Annotated in this window: 20 protein-coding genes and 1 pseudogene; 5 read left to right on the top strand and 16 right to left on the bottom strand. The window is 73.6% G+C overall.

Features of this window, described 5'->3' with window-relative positions:
- Positions 1–1,446: a PLP-dependent aminotransferase family protein gene (locus ACSNOG_RS10300; protein WP_436752270.1), complete on the bottom strand. Its 1,446-nt coding sequence runs from the start codon at positions 1,444–1,446 to the stop codon at positions 1–3.
- Between ACSNOG_RS10300 and ACSNOG_RS10295 the strand changes: the two genes are divergently transcribed.
- Positions 1,445–2,413: a DMT family transporter gene (locus tag ACSNOG_RS10295; protein WP_436752269.1), complete on the top strand. Its 969-nt coding sequence runs from the start codon at positions 1,445–1,447 to the stop codon at positions 2,411–2,413. The genes ACSNOG_RS10300 and ACSNOG_RS10295 overlap by 2 nt on opposite strands.
- Positions 2,414–2,536: 123 nt before the next feature.
- Positions 2,537–2,737, top strand: a complete 201-nt coding sequence (locus tag ACSNOG_RS10290) for a DUF1918 domain-containing protein (protein ID WP_436752268.1) — start codon at positions 2,537–2,539, stop codon at positions 2,735–2,737.
- 85 nt (positions 2,738–2,822) lie between these two features.
- Here the strand turns inward: ACSNOG_RS10290 and ACSNOG_RS10285 are convergent, their stop codons facing one another.
- Positions 2,823–4,100 carry a glycoside hydrolase family 10 protein gene (locus ACSNOG_RS10285; protein WP_436752267.1) on the bottom strand — a complete coding sequence of 426 codons (1,278 nt, stop codon included), beginning with the start codon at positions 4,098–4,100 and terminating at the stop codon, positions 2,823–2,825.
- A gap of 183 nt (positions 4,101–4,283) precedes the next feature.
- On the opposite strand from ACSNOG_RS10285, the gene ACSNOG_RS10280 reads away from it, so the two are divergent.
- A complete protein-coding gene (locus tag ACSNOG_RS10280) occupies positions 4,284–5,141 on the top strand; it encodes a 3-hydroxybutyryl-CoA dehydrogenase (RefSeq protein WP_436752266.1) in 858 nt (285 codons plus the stop codon).
- 190 nt (positions 5,142–5,331) lie between these two features.
- Positions 5,332–5,583, top strand: a complete 252-nt coding sequence (locus tag ACSNOG_RS10275) for a hypothetical protein (protein ID WP_436752296.1) — start codon at positions 5,332–5,334, stop codon at positions 5,581–5,583.
- A gap of 37 nt (positions 5,584–5,620) precedes the next feature.
- Here the strand turns inward: ACSNOG_RS10275 and ACSNOG_RS10270 are convergent, their stop codons facing one another.
- The 10 genes from ACSNOG_RS10270 to infC all read right to left on the bottom strand — a co-directional run bounded on the left by ACSNOG_RS10270 (position 5,621) and on the right by infC (position 16,407).
- Positions 5,621–6,151: an NUDIX hydrolase gene (locus ACSNOG_RS10270; protein WP_436752265.1), complete on the bottom strand. Its 531-nt coding sequence runs from the start codon at positions 6,149–6,151 to the stop codon at positions 5,621–5,623.
- 46 nt (positions 6,152–6,197) lie between these two features.
- Complete coding sequence (locus ACSNOG_RS10265; protein WP_436752264.1) at positions 6,198–7,535, bottom strand: tetratricopeptide repeat protein; 1,338 nt, start codon at positions 7,533–7,535, stop codon at positions 6,198–6,200.
- A gap of 80 nt (positions 7,536–7,615) precedes the next feature.
- Entirely contained in the window at positions 7,616–8,674 is a 1,059-nt protein-coding gene (locus ACSNOG_RS10260) for a PP2C family protein-serine/threonine phosphatase (RefSeq protein WP_436752263.1), read from the bottom strand.
- A gap of 268 nt (positions 8,675–8,942) precedes the next feature.
- The gene (gene pheT, locus ACSNOG_RS10255; protein WP_436752262.1) at positions 8,943–11,453 is read right to left on the bottom strand and encodes a phenylalanine--tRNA ligase subunit beta; all 2,511 of its coding nucleotides are present in this window, start codon (positions 11,451–11,453) and stop codon (positions 8,943–8,945) included.
- Positions 11,453–12,583: a phenylalanine--tRNA ligase subunit alpha gene (gene pheS, locus ACSNOG_RS10250; protein WP_436752261.1), complete on the bottom strand. Its 1,131-nt coding sequence runs from the start codon at positions 12,581–12,583 to the stop codon at positions 11,453–11,455. The genes pheT and pheS overlap by 1 nt, the downstream gene beginning before the upstream one ends.
- Positions 12,584–12,750: 167 nt before the next feature.
- Entirely contained in the window at positions 12,751–13,923 is a 1,173-nt protein-coding gene (locus ACSNOG_RS10245; RefSeq protein WP_436752295.1) for an ATP-binding protein, read from the bottom strand.
- Positions 13,924–13,964: 41 nt separating this feature from the next.
- Positions 13,965–14,798, bottom strand: coding sequence for a TrmH family RNA methyltransferase (locus ACSNOG_RS10240; RefSeq protein WP_436752260.1), 834 nt, complete (start codon positions 14,796–14,798; stop codon positions 13,965–13,967).
- 149 nt (positions 14,799–14,947) lie between these two features.
- On the bottom strand, positions 14,948–15,334 hold the full coding sequence (gene rplT / locus ACSNOG_RS10235) for a 50S ribosomal protein L20 (RefSeq protein ID WP_030369869.1): 387 nt from the start codon (positions 15,332–15,334) through the stop codon (positions 14,948–14,950).
- Positions 15,335–15,426: 92 nt separating this feature from the next.
- Positions 15,427–15,621 carry a 50S ribosomal protein L35 gene (rpmI, locus tag ACSNOG_RS10230; RefSeq protein ID WP_030369870.1) on the bottom strand — a complete coding sequence of 65 codons (195 nt, stop codon included), beginning with the start codon at positions 15,619–15,621 and terminating at the stop codon, positions 15,427–15,429.
- A gap of 126 nt (positions 15,622–15,747) precedes the next feature.
- Complete coding sequence (gene infC, locus ACSNOG_RS10225; RefSeq protein WP_106675931.1) at positions 15,748–16,407, bottom strand: translation initiation factor IF-3; 660 nt, start codon at positions 16,405–16,407, stop codon at positions 15,748–15,750.
- 320 nt (positions 16,408–16,727) lie between these two features.
- Between infC and ACSNOG_RS10220 the strand changes: the two genes are divergently transcribed.
- Positions 16,728–17,090, top strand: a complete 363-nt coding sequence (locus tag ACSNOG_RS10220; protein WP_436752259.1) for a DUF1844 domain-containing protein — start codon at positions 16,728–16,730, stop codon at positions 17,088–17,090.
- A gap of 46 nt (positions 17,091–17,136) precedes the next feature.
- On the opposite strand, the gene ACSNOG_RS10215 is transcribed toward ACSNOG_RS10220, so the two are convergent.
- From ACSNOG_RS10215 to ACSNOG_RS10200, 4 genes and pseudogenes are all read right to left on the bottom strand, one after another.
- The gene (locus ACSNOG_RS10215) at positions 17,137–17,979 is read right to left on the bottom strand and encodes an MIP family channel protein (RefSeq protein WP_436752294.1); all 843 of its coding nucleotides are present in this window, start codon (positions 17,977–17,979) and stop codon (positions 17,137–17,139) included.
- Positions 17,980–18,095: 116 nt separating this feature from the next.
- Entirely contained in the window at positions 18,096–18,830 is a 735-nt protein-coding gene (locus tag ACSNOG_RS10210) for an SseB family protein (RefSeq protein ID WP_436752258.1), read from the bottom strand.
- A gap of 106 nt (positions 18,831–18,936) precedes the next feature.
- The gene (mycP, locus tag ACSNOG_RS10205) at positions 18,937–20,127 is read right to left on the bottom strand and encodes a type VII secretion-associated serine protease mycosin (RefSeq protein WP_436752257.1); all 1,191 of its coding nucleotides are present in this window, start codon (positions 20,125–20,127) and stop codon (positions 18,937–18,939) included.
- A pseudogene (locus tag ACSNOG_RS10200) lies at positions 20,124–20,894 on the bottom strand (hypothetical protein); the annotation flags it as partial. The pseudogene ACSNOG_RS10200 and the gene mycP, both read right to left, overlap by 4 nt.

The following is a 20,894-nucleotide window of genomic DNA, read 5'->3' as shown; positions in this document are numbered from 1 at the left end:
TCAGCCCGCGACTTCGCCGAACGCCGCCCGCAGCCTGCTGACGCCCTCCGCCAGCTCGGCCGTCCCCGCGACCGCCGCGAAGCTCAGCCGCAGGTGCGGGGCCACGGACTCCGCGGGGTGGTACGGGCCGCCCGAGGCCACGGCGACACCGGCCCGCAGCGCGGCCGCGGACAGCGCGGCGTCGTCGGTGCCGTCCGGCAGCCGCGCCCACACGTGGAAGCCGCCGGGCGGGACGAAGTCCACGCAGACGGCGGGCAGTTCGCGGTGCAGGGCGGTGAGCAGCGCCTCGCGGCGCACGCGCAGCTCGGCGGCGGTCGTGCGCCGGTGCCGGGTCCAGGCGGGCGAGCCGACGAGTTCGAGGGCGGCCTCCTGCAACGGGCGGGGCACGAAGAAGCTGTCCACGACCTGGATGGCCCGCAGGCGTTCGAGGACCGGCCCGCGCGCGGCGAGGGCCCCCACGCGCAGGCTCGGCGAGGTGGCCTTGGTGAGGGAGCAGACGTGGACGACGATGCCGTCGGGGTCGTCCGCGGCGAGCGTGGGCGGCAGCGGCGGGGCGTCCTCGTGGGCGAGGCGCCGGGCGAAGTCGTCCTCGATGACGAAGGCCCCGGCCTCGCGGGCCACGCGGATCACCTCGGGCCGCCGGTCGTCGGCCAGGACGGCGCCGGTCGGGTTCTGGAACAGCGGCTGGCAGACGAAGACGCGGGCGCCGCTCGTGCGGAAGGCTTCCGCGAGCAGGTCGGTGCGCACGCCGCGGGCGTCGGCCGGGACGGGTACGGGCCGCAGTCCGGAGGCGCGCGCGGCGGCGAGCATGCCGGGGTAGGTCGGGGATTCGACGAGGACGGGCGCGCCGGGCGGGGCCAGCGCGCGCAGGGCCGCGGTCAGGGCGCTCTGACCGCCGGCGGTGATCAGCACCTCGGAGGCGGCGACGGTGCCCGCCGGGCCGCCGATCTCGCGCGCGAACCAGGCGCGCAGCTCCGTCACGCCCTCGATGGGCGGGCGGCCCCAGGCGCCGGGGCGCCGCCCGGCCCGGCCGAGGGCGGCGGCGAGGGCGCGCTCGGGCTGCAGGGCCGGGTGGAGGTAGCCGCCGCTGAGCTCGATGACGCCGGGCGGGGGTTCGGCGAGCGTGGTGAGCACGCCGGAGGCGTCGACGGAGCGGGGAACGGCCTCCGCGGTGCTCTCCACGCTGAGGGCGACCTGCTGCCACGAGGTGTCGCCGAGGTGGACGGGCGCGCTGTGCGGGGCCGCGCGGAAGGCGCCGGCGCCGGGCCGGGTGGTCACGAGGCCCTCCGCGGCGAGGGCGGCGATGGCCCGCGAGACGGTGACCGGGCTGACGCGGAAGCGCTCGACGAGGGCCCTGCTCGACGGCAGCTTCTCACCCACAGAGTAGCGGTTGAGCTCTCCCTTGAGGGCTCGTACCAGTTCAGCGACGCTGCTACGCTCATGCATGAGAGTGAAAGATAGCGCTATCGGCCCGACAGCGGTAGCAGTGCAGAGCCCCGGGCGGCCCGCCGCGGCGGACGGCGCAGGGGCCGGCGGGGCAGGAGCCGACGCCGCCCGTACGGGAAGCGGCGTCCTCTTGGCCGCCCTCGGCGTGGCGGCCTTCTCGCTGACGTTCCCCGGCACGGCCTGGGCCCTGGAAGGGCTCGGCCCCTGGTCCGTGACCTCCTGCCGGATGCTGCTGGCGGGCCTGATCGCGGCCGGCTGCCTGCTGGCGCTGCGGATACGGGTGCCCGCCCGCCGGCACTGGCCGGCGCTGTGCGCGGTGGCCGGCGGCACGGTGGTCGGCTTCCCCCTGCTGACCACGCTCGCGCTGCGGACCTCCTCGACCTCGCACGCCGCGGTCGTCGTGGGCCTGCTGCCACTGACGACCGCCGCCTACTCGGCCGTGCGCAACCGGACCCGGCACTCGCGCACGTTCTGGGGCGCGGCGGTCACGGGTGCGGCCGTGGTCATCGCCTTCGCCCTGCAGCAGAGCGGCGGCAGCCCCACCACCGGCGACCTGTACCTGTTCGCCGCGCTCCTGGTCTGCGCGGCGGGCTACGCGGAGGGCGGGCGGCTGGCGCGCGAGATGCCCGGCTGGCAGGTCATCGGCTGGGCGCTGGTGATGTGCCTGCCGGTGGCGGCCGTGGGCGCCGCGCTGGCGCTGCCGGCCGAGCCCGTACGGCTGACGGGCCACACGATCGCCGGGCTGCTGTGGCTCGCCGCAGGGTCGCAGTTCCTGGGCATGTGGGTGTGGTACCGCGGCATGAGTGCGATCGGGGTCGCCCGGGCGAGCCAGCTGCAGCTGGCGCAGCCGCTGCTCACGCTCGTCTGGTCGGTGCTGCTGCTCGGCGAGCACCTGACGCCCGCGGCGCCGGTGGCCGCCGTGGCCGTGCTGGTGTGCATCGGGGTGACGCAGCGGGCGCGCGGCTGACCGGGCGCGCGTTGCTCCACTTGGCCGAGGGGCGGGCCATATACCGCCGGTCACCGTAGACTTGGGAGCATCCCAGCACACACTCGAATCTCGAACGGAACTCGAACAGAAGGGGCACCGTCGATGCATGCGAGCAAGGGTGACCGCCTGGTGGTGCACGGCCGGACCGTCGGCAAGGAGGACCACGTCGTGGAGATCGTGGAGGTGCTGGGGCCCGACGGCACGCCGCCGTACCGGGTCCGCGCCGAGAACGGCCACGAGACGATCATGTCGCCGGGCCCCGACTCCGTGGTCGACCACCGCAAGGCCTCCGGCCAGGGTTAGCGGACGCCTTCGACCCCGCCGCGGCGGAAGCCGGCCCGCGGCGGGGTCCGTGGGTGCCGCGCGCACCGCACGACGGAGCCCGCGGTCAGCGAGGCGGGCGCACCCGCGCCGGATAGTGGTCCTTGACCACCCGCGCCATCGCCCCTATCGGGTCCGCCACCACCTGCTTGGCGGAGAAGTACACGTTCCCCAGCACCTCCGGGTACTCGCGGCACAGCGTGAGGTGGCGCGAGAGCTCGGCCGGGTCCTGCCAGGGCGCGGGCTGTGCGGGGTCGCCCGCCCGGTACAGCGCCTCGCCGATGTACAGCTGCACGTCCGTGTCCCGGACGGTCTCCGCCCACCACGGCACGAGCTTGGCGTAGTCGGCGGCGGCGAAGCCGATGTGCCAGTACACCTGCGGCACGATGTAGTCGATCCACTCCTCGCGGACCCACTTGCGCGTGTCCGCGCCGAGGTCGTCGTACGTCTGCACGCCCGCGCGGGTATCGGAGCCGAGCGGGTCGGCGGAGCGGTTGCGCCACACCGCGAACGGGCTGATCCCGAACTGCACGTGCCGCTTGCGCCGTTTGACGCGCTGCCCCATCTCCCGCACCAGCGAGTCGATGTTGTCGCGCCGCCAGGCGGCCCGGTCCGGGAAGCCGGAACCGTAGCGGGCGTAGGCGGCGTCGTCGTCGAAGCGCTGGCCGGCCACCGGGTACGGGTAGAAGTAGTCGTCGAAGTGCACGCCGTCCAGGTCGTAGCGGGAGACGGCGTCGAGCATGGCGTCCTGGACGAAGCGGCGCACCTCGGGCAGGCCGGGGTTGTAGTAGAGCTTGCCGCCGTAGGGCACGACCCACTCGGGGTGGATGCGCGCGGGGTGGGTGGCGACGAGCCGGCCGGGGTCGGTGTGGTTGGCGATGCGGTAGGGGTTGAACCAGCCGTGCAGTTCGATCCTGCGCCGGTGGGCCTCGCGCACGGCGAACGCCAGCGGATCCCAGCCCGGGTAGCGTCCTTGAGTTCCCGTCAGGTACTCCGACCACGGCTCGAACGGGGAGGGCCAGAAGGCGTCCGCGGTCGGCCGGATCTGCAGCATGACGGCGTTGAGCCGGCGTTCGACGGCCGCGTCGAGGAGGGTGATCAGCTCCTCGCGCTGCCGCTCGGGGGGCAGGCCCGGCTTGGACGGCCAGTCGACGTTGACGACGGTGGCGATCCACATCCCCCGGAACTCGCGCTTGCGCCGGCGCTCGGCCGGGCCGCCGGCCCCCGCCGTCCGCGCGGCCGCCGACGACCGCCCCACCGCGGCTCCCGCCTCGCCGGTCGCCAGCATGGCGGACATCATCCCTGCGGCGGCCACGGTGAACCCTCTTCGGGTCATACGCCCCATATGCGGGACCTCTCTTCGCCGTCTCGTCGGATCGGTCACACCGTTCGAGGCCAGCATGCCCGCCCCAGCACCATCGGGACCGCACGGCGCGGAGTAACGTCTGGAACGAGGCGGGCACCGCGGCGAGGACGCGGCGGCCGCCGGACGACCGAGATCAGCGAAAGGCACGATGTGACGGACACTGTGGCAGACGTAGCGCGGGTCGGGGTGGTGGGCTGCGGCCAGATGGGCGCGGGGATCGCGGAGGTGTGTGCCCGGGCCGGCCTGGACGTCATGGTCGCCGAGACCACCGGGGAGGCCCTGGAGATCGGCCGCACCCGCCTGACCAACTCCCTCGGCAAGGCCGCCGAGCGCGGCAAGATCTCCGAGGAGGAGCGCGACGCGACGCTCGCCCGGCTGAGCTTCACCACCGATCTCGGCGAGTTCGCCGACCGCGACCTGGTCATCGAGGCCGTCGTCGAGAACGAGCAGGTCAAGACCGAGATCTTCCAGGTCCTCGACCAGGTGGTCACCCGCCCCGACGCGATCCTGGCCTCCAACACCTCCTCGATCCCGCTGGTGAAGCTGGCCGTGGCCACCTCCCGGCCGGACCGTGTCATCGGCATCCACTTCTTCAACCCGGCCCCGGTGCAGAAGCTCGTCGAGCTCATCCCGGCGCTCACCACCAGCGAGGAAACGATCAAGCGCGCCGATGCGCTGGTCGCCAACGTGCTGGGCAAGCACGCCATCCGGGCCCAGGACCGCTCCGGCTTCGTCGTCAACGCCCTGCTGATCCCGTACCTGCTCTCGGCCATCCGGATGTTCGAGTCCGGCATCGCCAGCCGCGAGGACATCGACAACGGCATGGAGCTCGGCTGCGCCCACCCCATGGGCCCGCTCAAGCTCTCCGACCTGATCGGCCTGGACACGGTCGCCTCGGTCGCCGACAGCATGTACCAGGAGTACAAGGAGCCGCTGTACGCCGCTCCGCCGCTGCTGCAGCGCATGGTCGACGCCGGCCGGCTCGGCCGCAAGACCGGCTCGGGCTTCTACTCGTACTGACCTTTCGTACGGAAGCCCGTGGCCCTACGGACGTCACGCACCGTCACCGCCGCACACCCGTGTTCGCACGGGGTGTGCGGCGGTGACTCGCATATACCCCCCGCACACGCTCCCGTTCCGCGCCGCCACGCGATTGACTCGGCTCGTCGGACACACAGGAGTCATTCCGGAAGGGGTACGGACCGTGACCATGCATCCCGAGCAGGCCACCAGAACGGCTGAGCTCGCGGAGCTCCGTCGTAGCCTCGACGTCGGCGTCGTCCGCATCGACGGCCACCTCGCCCTCCTCACCCAGCGCAGCGACCAGTCGGAACGCGATCTCACGGAGATGGCGGACCGGGTGCGGGCCCTTGAGCACGGCAGGTGGCCCCTGCCTTCGCTGGCCGCGCTCACCGGGGTCGCCGCCCTGGCACTCGCCGTCTGGCAGGCGACCGGCCGGTGAACGCGGGACGTGCCGCGGCCGGGTGCGCGGCCGCGCGCTAGCCGAGCCTGATGTGGTGGAGCAGGAGCAGCGCCGCCGCCATGTTGGCGGCCGGCACCTCACCACGGCCGATCATGTCGGGCACCAGCTTCAGCGGCACCCACTCGCGCCGGTCGGACTCGAAGTCGTCCTCCGGGTCGCCGATGTACTCGGCCTCGTCCGACCAGTAGATGTGGTGCCGGGCGTCGGTGAGGCCGTTGGACGGCTCGACGGACATCAGGTGCCGCAGCGGGCCGGGCCGCCACCCGGTCTCCTCCTCCATTTCCCGGGCCGCCGCGCCGGCGAGGTCCTCGCCGTCCTCGACGACGCCGGCGGCCAGTTCCCAGCCCCAGTTGTCGGTGATGAAGCGGTGCCGCCACAGCAGCAGGACCTCATTGGCCTCGTTGACCACCGTGGCCACGGCGACGGGCCGCAGCCGGATGACGAAGTGGTCGAGGTGGCGGCCGTCGGGGAGTTGAACGTCTGCGAGATTGACCCGGAACCAGCGGTTCGCATAGACCGTCCGCTCCCTGAGATTCTTCCAACGCACGTGTTGCCACCTTCCGCCGAGGTGGCCACCTCCCCGGGCGCTGTCCTCACAGGGGCACGCGCAGCGCCCCGTCGATCATCTCGGCGGCCTCGGCAGTGGCCGCACACCCGCTTTCGATCAGATGCTCGCGCACCGCCCGGAGTCTGTCCCGTAAGCGCTGCGATTCCATGCCTCTCGCCTGCTCGGTCATCTCCCGTGCGGTGGCCACCGCCTTGTCCGCGTCTCCTTGACGCAGCTCGATGTGCGTGAGCATGGCGAGCCGGTGGACACGTCCCCGGTCGTGGGCGGGGGTGTCGACGGCCCGGTCCGCGTGCTCACGGGCGGGTCCGAGGTCACCGAGGCTGAGCAGCGCCTCGGCCACCTGCACGTTCACCAGACCGGGCTGGACGTAGCCGGTCTCGGCGGGCTCCTGGCCGCGGCGGATGCGGTCGGCGGCGGTCTCGGCGCGGCGGATGCAGGCGAGCGCGCCGGCACCGTCGCCGAGCCGCGCGTACGCCTTGGCCTGCATGGCGTAGAGATCGGCGGCGAGGGCCGGGGTCAGCTCCGTCCCCGCGGCCCGCAGCGCGGACTCGGCGAACGCCACGGCCTGCCGGTACTCGCGCATGAACAGCGACTGGTTGACGAGCAGCGCGATGACGTAGCCGCCGAGGCCGCGGTCGCCGCTGGCCTTGGCCAGCCGCAGCGCCTGGTGGAAGTAGCGCTGCGCCAGGCCGTGGGCGTCGGAGTCGTAGGCGCAGATGCCGGCGACGGCGACCAGCCCGCCGGTGGCCCGGTGCAGCTGACGGCCCGTCTCGTCGGTGTAGCTGCCGCGCAGCAGGGGGGCCGCCTCGGCGTTGAGGAAGCCGACGACGCGGGCGCGCGTCGCGATCCCGCCCGCCTTGCGGTACATCTGCTCGTAGTGGGTGCGGGCCGCGCGCAGCATCTCGATGTCGTCCATGGAGACGCGGGTGAGGCCGCGCCGGGAGACGTCGGCGTCCTCGGGAGGGTTCTCCCACTCCCAGACCGGGATGACGGCGGGGGTCCCGGTGACGGCGGGGGCGGTGACGACGTGCTCGCGCTGCTGCTCGTCGGAGCGCCAGAGGGCGGTGGCCCGTTCGACGAAGCCGGACAGCGGGGTGTTGGGCAGGCGGGGACTGCCCGGGGTGCCGAGGCCGATGTCGTCCAGGGTCAGCGCGCGGTGCAGCCGCTCGCCGAGCACCTCGCAGATCAGATCCGGCACCTGGCCGCGGGGCCGCTGGCCCTTCAGCCAGCGGGCGACCGCCGTGTGCTCGTAACGCAGCGCCAGACCCCGGACCCGGCCCGCCGCGTTGACGTGGGCGGCCAGGCCGGCGTGGGATATGCCTGCTTCGTCGAGGATGGCGTCAAGGAGAGTGTTGGGCTCCATCCTGCCCTCCGCATACGCTCGGTGGAGCCAGCGTAAGGGAGATCGCTTCGCACGGGGTGTGAACCGGCCGTGGCTGTGCGTCAGCGGCGGGGGCGTCCGGAACGGGCCAGACAGGGGCGGGGGGCGCGCTCCTGCGCCCGGCAGCGGTCGTTGCTCAGCACCAGCAGGGCGATGTCGTCGGAGAGGCGGCCTCCGGTGTGGCGCAGCAGCGCCGACTGGACGTGCTCGATGACCGCGGCGGGGACGACAGGCGTGCGGTCGGCGACGGCGTCGAGGACTGCCGCGAGCGGGAAGAAGGATCCGGCCGCATCGCGCGCGTCCTCCGCGCCGTCCGTGTGGAGGACCAGGGCGTCTCCCGGCAGGAGCCGGGTCAGGGGGGCGACGGGCAGCTCGGGCGGCAGCGGGAAGAGGCCGAGCGGCGGCAGCGGATCGCCCCGCCCCACGGAAGCGACGCGGGCGCCCTCACCGGCGGTGCGGGAGAGGCGGTACGGCCAGGGGTGGCCGCAGTTGACCGCGGTGACCAGGCCGTCGGGACGGATCTCCAGCAGCAGGACGGTCACGAACTCCTCGCCCAGCCCGCGCTCCTGCTCCGCCCCGGGCCTGGACTGGGCCTCGGCGCGGGCGCGCTCGCACGACAGATGGCGCTGCAGGGCGCGGTCCAGGCGGCGCAGCACACCGGCCAGGGCGGGCTCGTCGTGGGCGGCCTCGCGGAAGCTGCCGAGGACGGCGGCGACGGTGCCGATGGCGGTCAGGCCATGGCCGCGGACGTCTCCCATGACGATCCGCACCCCGTACGGCGTGGCCAGCGCTTCGTAGAGATCGCCGCCGACCAGGGCGCCCTCGCTGACCGACAGGTGGCCGCCGGCGAGGGTGATGCCGTCGAGCCGGGGCGGCAGGGGGCGGAGCAGCACGCGCTGGGCGGTGACGGCGACCTCCCGGGCGCGCTCCAGCTCGCGCAGGAGCCGGCGCCGGCGGCCGGCGACGGCGCATCCCGCGGCGGCGACGGCAATGATCGCGAGCAGCTGCACGGCCTCGCCGCGGGGGCCCACGAGCTCCCACGCGACCACTCCGAGTGCCCACAGGCCGGGGAGAGCGAACACCACCCCCCGCCGCCAGCGCACCGCTCTTGTCCGAATCATGCCGTTGGCCCCCCTAGCAGCAATGACGTCCTCGATTCTCGCGAGCGATCAGCGCTAAGTAACGACCTGACCCTTCGACTCCACCCTATTGAGTGATATTCGGACACTCCTGAGTGAGGAAACGCGAGAGGGGCGCATCCGGTGAACCGGATGCGCCCCTCCTTCAGGCCACCATGACCTGCACTTTCCTCGGCTTACGTCAGCTGCTTCCAGCTGTTTTCAGCCGCCGTCCGCCGCCGGGCAGGCGATCAGACGGCATCACACAGCGTCACGCGCCGCGCAGCACCGCGCTCGTGCGCTCGACGGCCGCGGCCACGGCGGCGTCGCGCGCGGCGGTGGCCTCCTCGGCCGTCAGCGTGCGGTCGGTCGCGCGGAAGCGCAGAGCGTACGCGAGCGACTTCCTGCCCGCGCCGATCTGCTCGCCGGTGAAGACGTCGAACAGGCGCAGCGACTCCAGCAGCTCGCCCGCGCCGGAGCGCAGCGCGCCCTCGACGTCGGCCGCCGGGACCGAGGCGTCCACGACGAGCGCGACGTCCTGCGTGGCCACCGGGAAGGAGGACACGTGCGGGGCCTCGACGGCACCGGTGCCGGCCTGCTGCAGGACATCGAGGTCGATCTCCATGGCGCAGGTGCGCTCCGGCAGGCCGAAGGCCTTGACGACGCGCGGGTGCAGCTCGCCGGCGGAGCCGGCGAACACCTCGGCGCCGTCGACCACGGCGAAGAGCGCGGCGCAGCGGCCGGGGTGGAACGGCGCCCGCTGGTCCTGACGGACGATCAGTTCGACGCCCGCCTCGCGCGCGACGGCACGGCCGGCCTCGACGGCGTCCGCCCAGCCGGACGGACGGCCCTTGCCCCAGTAGCCGGCGAGCTCGCGGGCCCCGGCGAGGACGACGGCGGCACGGCGCGGCTGCCGGGGCAGCGCGGCGTTCAGGCCGGCGATCTCCTCGTCGGTGGGACGGCGGTCGACGGGCAGCCGGACCGGGGTGGTCTCCTCGCCGGTGGGCAGGAAGACCAGACCGGTCTCGAAGAGGGCCAGGTCGTGCTCGCCGCGGCTGTCGTTGCGGCGCAGGGCCGTGAACAGGCCCGGCAGCAGCGTGGTGCGCAGCGCCGGCTCGGCCTCGGAGAGCGGGTTGACCAGGCGCACCGTGGTGCGGCGCGGGTCGTCGGCCTCCAGGCCCAGGTGGTCGAGCGCCCAGTCACCGACGAAGGGGTAGTTGAGCACCTCGACGTAGCCCGCGCCGGCCAGCGCCCGGCCGACGCGGCGGTGCAGCCGCTGGCGGTGGGTCAGGCCGCGGCCGGCGGGGGGCGCCGGCAGGGTGGCGGGCAGGTTCTCGTAGCCCTCGAGCCGGATGACCTCTTCGGCGAGGTCGTTCGGGTCGGTGAGGTCGGGGCGCCAGCTCGGGACGGTGACGATGAGCTCGTCCTGCCCGTAGACGTCGCAGCCGACCTCCTGGAGGTGGCGGACGACGGTCTCGCGGCCGTACTCCACACCGGCCACGCCGTCCGGGTGGTCGGCGCGCATGGTGATCGTGCGCGGACCGCTCGGGGCGGCGAACTCCGTCACGCCGGCCTCGGCGGTGCCGCCCGCGAGCAGCACCAGCAGGTCGACGGTGCGCTGGGCGGCCGCGGAGGCCGCCTGCGGGTCGACGCCGCGCTCGAAGCGCTTGGACGCCTCGGAGGGCAGCTTGTGGCGCCGGACGGCGCGGGCGATGGCGACGGGGTCGAAGTGCGCCGCCTCGATGACGACCTCGGTGGTGCCCTCGCCGGCGGCGTGGTCGGCGATCTCGGTCTCGGCGCCGCCCATGACGCCCGCGAGCCCGATCGGGCCGCGGTTGTCGGTGATGACCAGGTCCTCGGCGTCCAGGACGCGCTTGGTGCCGTCGAGGGTGGTCAGCTTCTCGCCGCCCTCGGCACGGCGGACGCCGATCGGGCCGTCGAGGCGCGAGCGGTCGTAGGCGTGCAGCGGCTGGCCGAGCTCCAGCATCACGTAGTTGGTGATGTCGACGGCCAGGGAGATCGCGCGCATGCCGGCCTTCTGCAGACGGCGCTGCAGCCAGATCGGGGAGCGGGCCTCGGGGTCGAGACCGGTGACCGTGCGGGCCGTGAAGCGGTCGCAGCCGGCCGGGTCGGCGACCTTGACGGGGTAGCCGAAGGCGTTGGGCGCGGGCACGTCCAGCAGGGCCGGGTCGCGCAGCGGCAGGCCGTAGGCGGTGGCGGCCTCGCGGGCGATGCCGCGCATCGACAGGCAGTAGCCGCGGTCGGGGGTGACGGCGATGTCCAGCACCTCGTCGACCAGCTCGAGCAGCTCGATGGCGTCGGTGCCGGGCTCGTACTCCTGCGGGAGCACGATGATGCCGTGCGTGCCGTCGTCGCCCATGCCCAGCTCCTCGCCGGAGCAGATCATGCCGTGCGAGACCTTGCCGTAGGTCTTGCGGGAGGCGATGGCGAAGTCGCCGGGCAGGACGGCGCCGGGCAGCACGACGACGACCTTGTCGCCGACGGAGAAGTTACGGGCGCCGCAGACGATCTCCTGCGGCTCACCGGTGCCGTTGGCCGTGCCGACGTCGACGGTGCAGAAGCGGATCGGCTTGCGGAAGCCCTCGAGCTCCTCGATGGTCAGGACCTGGCCGACGACCAGGGGACCCTTCAGGCCGGCGCCGAGGCTCTCGACGCGCTCGACCTCCAGGCCCGCGGCGATCAGCTTGGCCTGCACGTCGCGACCGGTCTCACCGGCCGGCAGGTCGACGTATTCCCGCAGCCAGGAAAGCGGGGCGCGCATCAGATCTCCATCCCGAACGGCCGGGTGAAACGCACGTCACCCTCGACCATGTCTCGCATGTCCTCGACGTTGTGGCGGAACATCAGCAGTCGCTCGATGCCGAACCCGAAGGCGAAGCCGCTGTACTTCTCCGGGTCGATGCCCGCGGCCGTCAGCACGCGCGGGTTCACCATGCCGCAGCCGCCCAGCTCGATCCAGCCCTCGCTGGAGCAGGTGCGGCAGGGGCGGTCGGGGTTCCCGGCCGACTCGCCGCGGCAGACGTAGCACTGCATGTCCAGCTCGGCGGAGGGCTCGGTGAAGGGGAAGTAGTTGGGGCGCAGGCGCGTGGTCAGGCCCTCGCCGAACAGCGAGCGCACCATGTGCTCGATGGTGCCCTTGAGGTCGGCCATGGTCAGGCCCTCGTCGATGGCGAGGAGCTCGACCTGGGTGAAGACCGGCGTGTGCGTCGCGTCCAGCTCGTCCATGCGGTAGACGCGGCCGGGGCAGATCACGTAGACGGGCGGCTCGCGGTCGAGCATCGTGCGGACCTGCACCGGAGAGGTGTGGGTGCGCAGCACGACGCCCGACTCGGCCTCCTTGGCCTTCTTGCCCGGGGCCTGGACGAAGAGGGTGTCCTGCATGGCCCGGGCCGGGTGGTCCTGCGCGATGTTCAGCGCGTCGAAGTTGAACCACTCCGCCTCGACCTCGGGGCCCTCGGCGACCTCGTAGCCCATGGCCACGAAGACGTCCTCGATGCGCTCGCTGAGGGTCGTGATGGGGTGGCGCGCGCCGGCCGGAGTGCGGTCGTACGGCAGCGTGACGTCCACCGCCTCCTCGACCAGCACGCGGGCGTCGCGCTCCGCCTCCAGCTCGGCCTGGCGGGCGGCGAAAGCCTTGTTCACGGCACCGCGGGCCATGCCCATGCGCTTGCCGGCCTCGGCCTTGGCGTGCGGCGGCAGGGCGCCGATCTCGCGGTTGGCGAGGGCGAGGGGCGAGCGGTCACCGGCGTGCGCGGCCTTGACCTCGCGCAGGGCGTCGAGGTCGGCGGCAGCGGCGACGGCGGCGAGCGCCTCGTCCCGCATGCGCTCGATCTCTTCCGGTTTCAGGGCCTCGACCTCGACAGGGTCGTACGACTTATTGGGTGCGGACATCTCTTCCCGTGCTTCCGATTTGTCCCCCAGCTACCGCTGGGAGGTGCCCCCAGGCTTCACTTCGCTGGCGGCGCTTGCCCATCAGATGGGTGCCAAGGTCGTGCCAAAGGTGCCAAAGGTCGAGTCTAAGGGGCGCAAGAGGGTCGGTGAGCCCGCGGGCCGCCCGCTCAGGCCTGTGAGAGAAAGGCCGGGGCGCCCACGGGCAGGGTAAATCGGAACCGCGCGCCACCGCCGGCGGCCCGCTCCACGGTGATCGTCCCCCCGTGGGCCTCGACGATGCCCTTGACGATGTAGAGGCCGAGGCCGGTGCCGCCGCGCTTGCTGCCCCGCCAGAAGCGGGTGAAGACGCGGCCCATCGACTCCTCCGGAATCCCGGGGCCCTCATCGCTCACGGTGACCGCCGTACCCTCCGTGTCCTCCGCGCGTGCCTTCAGCAGCGCCGGCGCCACCTCTATGGTGACGCGCCCCTCGCCGTGGCGCACCGCATTTTCCAGGAGGTTGCCGAGGACCTGGTCGACCTTGTCGGGGTCGGCCCAGAGGTCGGGGAGCGGATCGGTGACCTTGACCTCGAAGCGGTCGGCCCGGTGGCCCGCCGTGGTGTACGCCTGGACGTGGCGGCGGACGGCGGCGACGACGTCGACGGGCTGGCGGCGCAGCTCCAGCCGGCCGGAGTCGATCCGGGAGATGTCGAGCAGCTCGGCGATCAGCCGGGTGACGCGGTCCGCATCGGCGTCGACGGTCTCCAGCATCAGCCGCTTCTGGTCGTCGGTGAACCGCTCCCACTTGGCCAGCAGCGTGGCCGTGAAGCCCTTGACGGAGGTCAGCGGCGAGCGCAGCTCGTGGGCGACGGTGGCGATCAGCTCGGCGTGACTGCGCTCGGTGCGGCGGCGGGCGTCGGTGCCGCGCAGCTGGACGACCAGGCGGCGGACGGGCCCGGTGGGCCGCTCGCGGACGTAGCGCGCGGAGACCAGGACCTCGCGGCCGCCGGGGAGCAGGAGATTCCGCTCGGGCTGGCCGAGCCGCGTGACCGGCCCGCCGTAGGGGTCGGTGAGGGGCCACCAGCGGCGGCCGTCCAGGTCCTCCAGCGGGAGGGCACTCTCCAGGGGACGGCCGATCGCCTCGTCCGGCAGGACCGCGGTGATGCGCGAGGCCGCGGCGTTGAAGCAGGTGACACGGCCGTTCTCATCGGCGACGACGAGGCCGTCCGGGAGGTCGTCGGGGTGCAGGCCGAGGCCGGTGAGCCCCTGCGTGAGGGGGTCCTCCGGCTCGTGGGCCCCGTGCGGCGCACGGGGTGCCGCCGGAGTGGCGTCGGCCACGCTTCCGGAAGCCCTGACGTTCATCATCCGCACCCCCTCCCGACTCCCCCCGGGGGGCAACCCTACTAGCTGAAGGTCACGGAGCGGCACCCTCCGGGTGCACGCTGCGCACGGGCGGAGGCGTAGAGGCACACCGCGGCGGCCGTCGCGAGGTTCAGGCTCTCGGCCTTTCCGTGGATCGGCACGCGCACCACGGCGTCCGCGAGCGCCCGCGTCTCCTCCGGCAGGCCCCAGGCCTCGTTGCCGAAGACCCAGGCCGTGGGGCCGCCCATGGTGCCCCGGTCCAGCTCGGCGTCCAGATCGCGGTCGCCCGCGCCGTCGGCGGCGAGGATGCGGGCGCCCACGCCCTGCAGGCCGCTGACCACCTGGTCGACGGGGACGCCCACGGCGACCGGCAGGTGGAAGAGGGAGCCGACGGATGCCCGGACGGCCTTGGGGTTGTAGAGGTCCACGGAGGCGTCGGTGAGCACGACGGCGTCCGCGCCGGCGGCGTCCGCGCAGCGCAGGACCGTGCCGGCGTTGCCGGGGTCGCGCACGTGGGCGAGGACCGCGACCAGCCGCGGGCGGCCGGCCAGGATCTCCTCGAAGGGCGTGTCCAGGAAGCGGCAGAGGCCGACGATGCCCTGCGGGGTGACGGTGTCGGACATCTCCGCGATGACCTCGTCCGTCGCGGTCAGCACGGGCACTCCGGCGGCGAGGGCCGCGGCGACGATGTCCGCGTGGCGCTCGGCGGCGTCCGGCGTCACGTAGACCTCGATCAGGTGATCCACGGCCTCGCGGACGGACTGCGGCCCCTCGGCCAGGAAGCGGCGCTCCTTGGCGCGGAAGCTGCGCTTGCTCAGTCGGCGGGCCGCGACGACACGGGGAGATCGCAGGGAGGTCAGCTCGGGGGCCGCCATGGGCTCACTTTCGGTTGCTGGTGTGCGCGGTGCTGCGGGTGCCGGGCCGGCCGGAGGCGCGGCGGCGGGTGGGGCCGGGGGCGGACACGAACGGACCCGCAGGCCGTGGGGCCTGCGGGTCCGCGTCGCTACAGCCTCGGGGCGCCGGTTCAGGCAGCGGCCTTCGGGGCGTTGACGTCGGCCGGCAGGGCCTTCTGGGCGACCTCGACGAGCGCGGCGAACGCGTTCATGTCGTTGACGGCCAGGTCGGCGAGGATCTTGCGGTCCACCTCGATGTTGGCGGCCTTCAGACCCTGGATCAGGCGGTTGTACGTCATGCCGTTCTGGCGGGCAGCGGCGTTGATGCGCTGGATCCACAGCTGACGGAAGTCGCCCTTGCGCTTCTTGCGGTCGTTGTAGTTGTAGACCAGGGAGTGGGTGACCTGCTCCTTGGCCTTGCGGTACAGACGCGACCGCTGGCCGCGGTAACCGCTGGCCGCCTCGAGGATCGCCCGGCGCTTCTTGTGCGCGTTGACTGCGCGCTTGACGCGTGCCACTTGTTAACTCCTTGTAGCGGGGCCGTGGTGGATTCTCACACGACCCGAAATCGATTGGGTCCCGGTGTGGACGTGCGGCCGAAGCCGGAACGTCACTTGCCGAGAAGCTTCTTGATCTTCTTGGCGTCGGCCGGGGCCATCTCGGCGTTGCCGGTGAGGCGACGCGTCAGGCGGGACGACTTGTGCTCGAGCAGGTGGCGCTTGCCGGCGCGCTCGCGCAGGACCTTGCCGGAGCCGGTGACCTTGAAGCGCTTCTTGGCACCGCTGTGCGTCTTGTTCTTCGGCATAGCGCCGTTCTCTCCTCGTCGTGGCACTCCCCGGCCGTAGCAGGGCGTACGGGAGTGTCATCTGTTTCGGTTGGTGTCCGGGGCGGATGCCCCGGGGGGTCATCCGGGGCGCGGGGCGCCCCCGGATCACGCCTCTGCGGGCTCCTCGGCGGCGTCCGCGGACGAGGCGCCGGAGCGCTCCGCCTTACGGGCGGCCTGCGCCTCGCGGGCTTCGGCCATCGCCTCGGTCTTCTTCTTGTGCGGACCGAGGACCATGATCATGTTGCGGCCGTCCTGCTTCGGGTTCGACTCGACGAAACCGAGGTCCTGGACGTCCTCCGCCAGACGCTGCAGCAGTCGGTAGCCGAGCTCCGGCCGGGACTGCTCGCGACCACGGAACATGATCGTGATCTTGACCTTGTCGCCCTGCTTGAGGAACCGGACGACGTGACCCTTCTTGGTGTCATAGTCGTGCGGGTCGATCTTCGGCCGGAGCTTCATCTCCTTGATGACCGTGTGCGCCTGGTTCTTGCGCGCCTCACGGGCCTTCATGGCCGACTCGTACTTGAACTTCCCGTAGTCCATGAGCTTGCAGACCGGCGGACGGGCGTTCGCCGCCACCTCGACGAGGTCGAGGTCGTACTCCTGCGCAAGCTCCAGTGCCTTGGCAAGCGGCACGATGCCGACCTGCTCGCCACTGGGACCGACAAGTCGCACCTCGGGGACTCGAATCCGGTCGTTGATGCGGGGCTCGGCGCTGATGGATCCTCCTCGGTAGCACCACGCGGCGGCCTGGCGGGCAGCCACGTAACGTCTTTTCGTAAGACCAACCGCGCCGGTGCAACAAAAATGCCCCGACGGGACACAGGCGGGGCTCCATGAAACCGGAACACCGCCACGGCGTGCCGCGGGGCGCATATCGGGCAGCTCCATCGTCCGTACGGAACGATGGGCGCCGCCTGACCGGAGACCTGCCGACCTGTGATCGGCGAGGTGGGAGAACGGAGCTCCACTTGTGGGCCGGGCACGGAAGTGTCCAGCCGGTCGATCCACAACTCTAGCAGCTGCGGAGCAGGCGTGCTAACCCGTGGCGAACCGATTCGTCACCGGCACGTATCGTGTCCGGCATGAGCGACGCGACCCCCGCCGGCGAGACGCCGGACTTTGACACCATGACCCGCGACATCGCGGACGTCCCCGCCGTCGAGGTGATCACCACGGTCGCGGTGCACCTGATGAGCTCCGCGGCGGTCAACCTCGGCCTGGCCGAGGAGGGCGAGCAGCACAAGGACCTCGACGAGGCCCGCAAGCTGATCACCGCGCTCGCCGGGCTGGTCACGGCCAGTGCGACCGAGATCAGCAACTTCCACGCCGGCCCGCTGCGCGACGGCCTGAAGTCCCTCCAGCTCGCCTTCCGCGAGGCGTCCGTCGTACCGGACGAGCCCGGCCAGGGGCCCGGCGAGAAGTACACGGGCCCCGTCTTCGGCTGAGCCACCCCCGCCGGCCCGCCCGCGGGGCGGGCCGCAGACGCCCCGGTCAGGCCGTGCCCGGCCCGCCGGGGCGCTCCCCGCCTTCCCCGCCCTCGTCCCCGTCGTCGCGGTCCGTCCGCGGCTCGGGGCGCTCCTCCGTCGGGTGCGCCGCCGTCGTCGGCCCCTTCGGGTAGTGCGGCAGCGCCAGGTCGTCCGCCAGATTGGCCGGGCCCATCGGCGGATGGGTCAGCCGGTGCGCGCAGGCCGCCAGCACGCCGCCGATCAGCGGCGCGACGATGAACAGCCACAGCTGCGAGAGCGCGCCCCCGCCCGCGAACAGCGCCGGGCCCAGGCTCCGCGCCGGGTTGACCGAGGTGCCCGTCAGCGGGATGCCCACCAGGTGGATCACCGCCAGCGCGAGGCCGATGGGCAGGCCGTCGAAGCCCACCAGCGCGATCTTGTGGGTCACCGCGAGCACGACGAAGACCAGCAGGAAGGTCAGGACGACCTCCGCGAGGAACGCGCCGCCGGTGTTCAGGTGCACCGCCGAGCGGCTGCCCCAGCCGTTGCTGCCGAACGCGCCGTGCGTCTTCAGCCCCGGAACCTGCTTGGCCAGCAGGAACAGCAGCGCCGCACCCACGATGCCGCCGAGCAGCTGCGCCACCCAGTACTCGATCGCCGTGCGCGGGGCGATCCGGCGCTCCAGCAGCATGCCCAGCGTCACCGCCGGATTGACGTGGCAGCCCGAGATCGGGCCCAGTGCGTAGCACAGGGCCAGCAGCACGAAGCCGAACGCCAGGGCGATGCCGAGGACGCCGATGTAGTCGGCCGCGAGGACCGCGGAGCCGACGGCGAAGAAGACCAGCAGCAGAGTGCCGAGGAACTCGGCGGCGACGGTTCTCGTCTCCACGGAGTCGAGACTTGCGGCCCCCAGCTTCACGTCCATGGCGTCCTCCAGGGATCTCGTGGACCTTCTTCGCATTGTCGGTCGATCCACGACGGGGCGCCTGTCGGCCGCGGGTCTCGCTAGCGGGTGAAGAGGGGCTCCCCCGGGACGGAGGCGCCGGCGGGCAGCAGGGCCAGGTCGAGGCCGCGGACCAGGCGGGCCCGCAGGACCTCGTCGGAGGCCAGCGCCTGCGCCACGCGCTGCACGGCGGCGGAGACCTCGGCGCCGTCCGCCAGGGCCAGCGCCAGCGTGCCGTCCGCGTCCCGCGAGGGGGCCAGATGAGCGCGGAGCACCGCCTGCTCGGCCGCGAGGACGGCGCGGAGCGCCTCCGCGACCGCCGGGTCGGCCAGGGGGTCGGTGCTCTCGCGGCCCTCCGCCAGGGCCAGCAGCGCCGGGCCCGTCAGCTGGTACGGCACCGGGCCCGCCATGTCCAGGACGATCGTGTCGGCCTTCTCGTGCGCGGCCGCCTGCAGCGCCTGGTGCAGGGGTACGGCCACGGGGCGGGCGTCCGCGCGCCAGCGCGCCAGCGACTCGGTGGACGTGAACGCCGGCAGCGCCTTGCGGCCGTCCGGCGCCTGCAGCGTCGGCACGGCCATGTCGCTGGTCTTCTCCCGCTTCAGCCCGTCCGGGCCGGTCTCCACCTCGCCGAGCACGGCCACGACCGGCACGAGCAGGCGCGCCCCGCGCAGCGCGGCGAGCACGCGCGGCTCGGCGCCGCGGTCACCGGCCCACGCGGCCAGCGCGGCGGTCAGCTCCGCGTCGGCGGAACCGTCGTCATCGGAAAACCCGGGATCAGGAATGTTCTTGAGCGCCACCCCCAGAGTCTATGGGGGTGCCTCATTCCGGGGCGGGGCGCCCCATGAGCACCGTCGCGGCGGAAGGAGTGCGCCTGCCACCGGCGTGGTGCGCGACCGCCGTCGTTCAGGCCGGGCGGCGGCGGGTTCGCCAGAGGGTGGCGGCGGTGGCCAGGAGGGCCGTGCCCAGGCCGGCCGCGGCCGGGGCCGTGTAGTCCGGGGAGGGGCGCGCGGGCGTGCGCGGGCCGCCCGCGGCGTTCGCCGTGCCGAAGTACGGGCTGCGGTACTCGCGGGTGACGCGCGGGCCCGGGCCCTCCGGGGTCAGGGACGCGCCGCGGGCGATGGCGGCGGCCGGGTCGACGACCCCGGCGCCGAGCGCGTCGCTGCGCCCGCCCGGCGGGGTGTCGCGCGCGGTGTCCACGAGCAGCTTGCGGATCTGGGCGGGGCTCAGGCCGGGGTGCGCGGAGCGGACGAGGGCGACGGCGCCGGAGACGAAGGCGGCGGCCGCGCTCGTGCCCCAGCCCTCGTAGTAGCGCCGGTCGGGGTCGGCGATGACGACGTCGACGCCGGGCGCGCTGACCGTCGCGTACCACCGGCGCGTGGAGAACGCGGCGCGGCTGCCGTAGCGGTCGACGGCCGTCACGGCGATCACGCCGGGGTAGGCGGCGGGGTAGGAGACGTGGTCGCCCTGCTCGCCGCCGTTGCCGGCGGAGGCGACGACGACGGCGCCCTTGCCGAGGGCGTACTGGACGGCGGCGTCCTCCTGCGGCTCGGGGTGGGCGGTGTCGCTGTCGTCGCCGAGGGAGAGGTTGATGACGTCGGCGCCGTGGTCGGCGGCCCAGCGGATGCCGTCGGCGAGGGCGCTGCCGCGGCCGCTGCGGGCCTTGGCGCGGGAGGGGTCGCCGTCCTCCAGGATCACCCGCACGGGAAGGATCTTGGCTTCGGGGGCGACGCCGAGGACCCCGTCCGCGCCGTCCGCGCCGTGCCCCCGCCCGGCGATGATGCCGGCCATGGCGGTGCCGTGCCGGGCCCAGGCGCGGTCGCCGGGGCCGGCGCCGAAGCCGATGAGGTCCTTGCCGGGCAGGACCTGTCCGGCGAGGTCGGGGTGGCCGTCGTCCACGCCGGTGTCGAGGACGGCGACGGTGATGCCGCCGCCCTTGGTGGTCTGCCAGGCCTCTTCGGTGTGGAGCGCGTCGAGGGCCCATTCCTGGACGCGTATGGAGTCGGCGTGCGCGGCCCCGGCGGCGGGCAGCACGGCGAGCGCGGCGGCGAGGACGGCCGTGAGCAGGGGCCGGCGGATCCGGGGGGCGGCGGTCACCGGGAGCCCTCCTGGGCGGTGGCGCGCACGGCCCGTCTGAAGCCGCTCTCCACGCGCCCGGCGAGCGCGGCGGCGTCGTGGCCGAGCCCGGCCTGGGCGGGGGCGGTGGTGGCGCCGGGCCGGGTGGCCAGGGCGGCCGGCTGCGGGGGCGTGCCGGTGCGGCCGTCGGCGAAGCCGGTCACGGCGTAGACGACGGCGGGGGCGTCGGTGAGGACGCTGACGGCCCAGCTGGCGCGCTGCGCCGTGCCGAAGCGCTCGGCGACGGTGCCGCGGGGCGCGTACGGGCGGGGCATCAGGTCGGTGCGCTCGTCGAGCCGTTCGTCGGCGAAGCGGCGGCGCAGGTCGCGCATGCCCCGGCTGTCGGTGGCGGTGACGAGCAGTCCGACGGTGGTGACGGCGCTGGAGGTGGCGTCGGTGTAGGTGGCGCGCAGCAGCCGCGTGCAGCCGACGGGGGCGAGCGCCTTCTCCAGGAGGGGGTCGAAGGCCCCTTCGCACCCGCTGTCGGGGGCGACGCCGATCCGGGTCCAGGCGCGCCCGGCGCCGCCGGGGCCGGCGGCGTCGCCGCGCAGCACGGGCGGGAAGAGCTCGTCGACGGGGACGGTCCGCCAGAGCGTGCCGCCGCGGGCGAAGGCGCGTTCGGCCGCGGTGCCGCCGCCGGTGCCGTCGGCGAGCCAACTCCCGGCGGCGGCGCCGCCGATGAGTCCCAGTCCGAGGACGAGGCAGAGGGCGGCGGTGAGGGTGCGGGCGCCGTTCCCCCGGTCGGCGCC

Source organism: Streptomyces sp. URMC 124, assembly GCF_051386455.1.
GTDB lineage: Bacteria > Actinomycetota > Actinomycetes > Streptomycetales > Streptomycetaceae > Streptomyces.
This window is presented reverse-complemented; position numbering and strand designations above follow the sequence as displayed.

Coding starts and splice junctions, on each gene's coding strand:
- ACSNOG_RS10265 (WP_436752264.1), bottom strand. CDS start 7,535: ATGGAGCCCAACACTCTCCTTGACGCCATCCTCGACGAAGCAGGCATA.
- ACSNOG_RS10260 (WP_436752263.1), bottom strand. CDS start 8,674: ATGATTCGGACAAGAGCGGTGCGCTGGCGGCGGGGGGTGGTGTTCGCT.
- ACSNOG_RS10220 (WP_436752259.1), top strand. CDS start 16,728: ATGAGCGACGCGACCCCCGCCGGCGAGACGCCGGACTTTGACACCATG.
- ACSNOG_RS10295 (WP_436752269.1), top strand. CDS start 1,445: ATGAGAGTGAAAGATAGCGCTATCGGCCCGACAGCGGTAGCAGTGCAG.
- rpmI (WP_030369870.1), bottom strand. CDS start 15,621: ATGCCGAAGAACAAGACGCACAGCGGTGCCAAGAAGCGCTTCAAGGTC.
- ACSNOG_RS10300 (WP_436752270.1), bottom strand. CDS start 1,446: ATGCATGAGCGTAGCAGCGTCGCTGAACTGGTACGAGCCCTCAAGGGA.
- ACSNOG_RS10275 (WP_436752296.1), top strand. CDS start 5,332: ATGCATCCCGAGCAGGCCACCAGAACGGCTGAGCTCGCGGAGCTCCGT.
- ACSNOG_RS10245 (WP_436752295.1), bottom strand. CDS start 13,923: ATGAACGTCAGGGCTTCCGGAAGCGTGGCCGACGCCACTCCGGCGGCA.
- ACSNOG_RS10240 (WP_436752260.1), bottom strand. CDS start 14,798: ATGGCGGCCCCCGAGCTGACCTCCCTGCGATCTCCCCGTGTCGTCGCG.
- pheS (WP_436752261.1), bottom strand. CDS start 12,583: ATGTCCGCACCCAATAAGTCGTACGACCCTGTCGAGGTCGAGGCCCTG.
- ACSNOG_RS10290 (WP_436752268.1), top strand. CDS start 2,537: ATGCATGCGAGCAAGGGTGACCGCCTGGTGGTGCACGGCCGGACCGTC.
- ACSNOG_RS10285 (WP_436752267.1), bottom strand. CDS start 4,100: ATGGGGCGTATGACCCGAAGAGGGTTCACCGTGGCCGCCGCAGGGATG.
- pheT (WP_436752262.1), bottom strand. CDS start 11,453: ATGCGCGCCCCGCTTTCCTGGCTGCGGGAATACGTCGACCTGCCGGCC.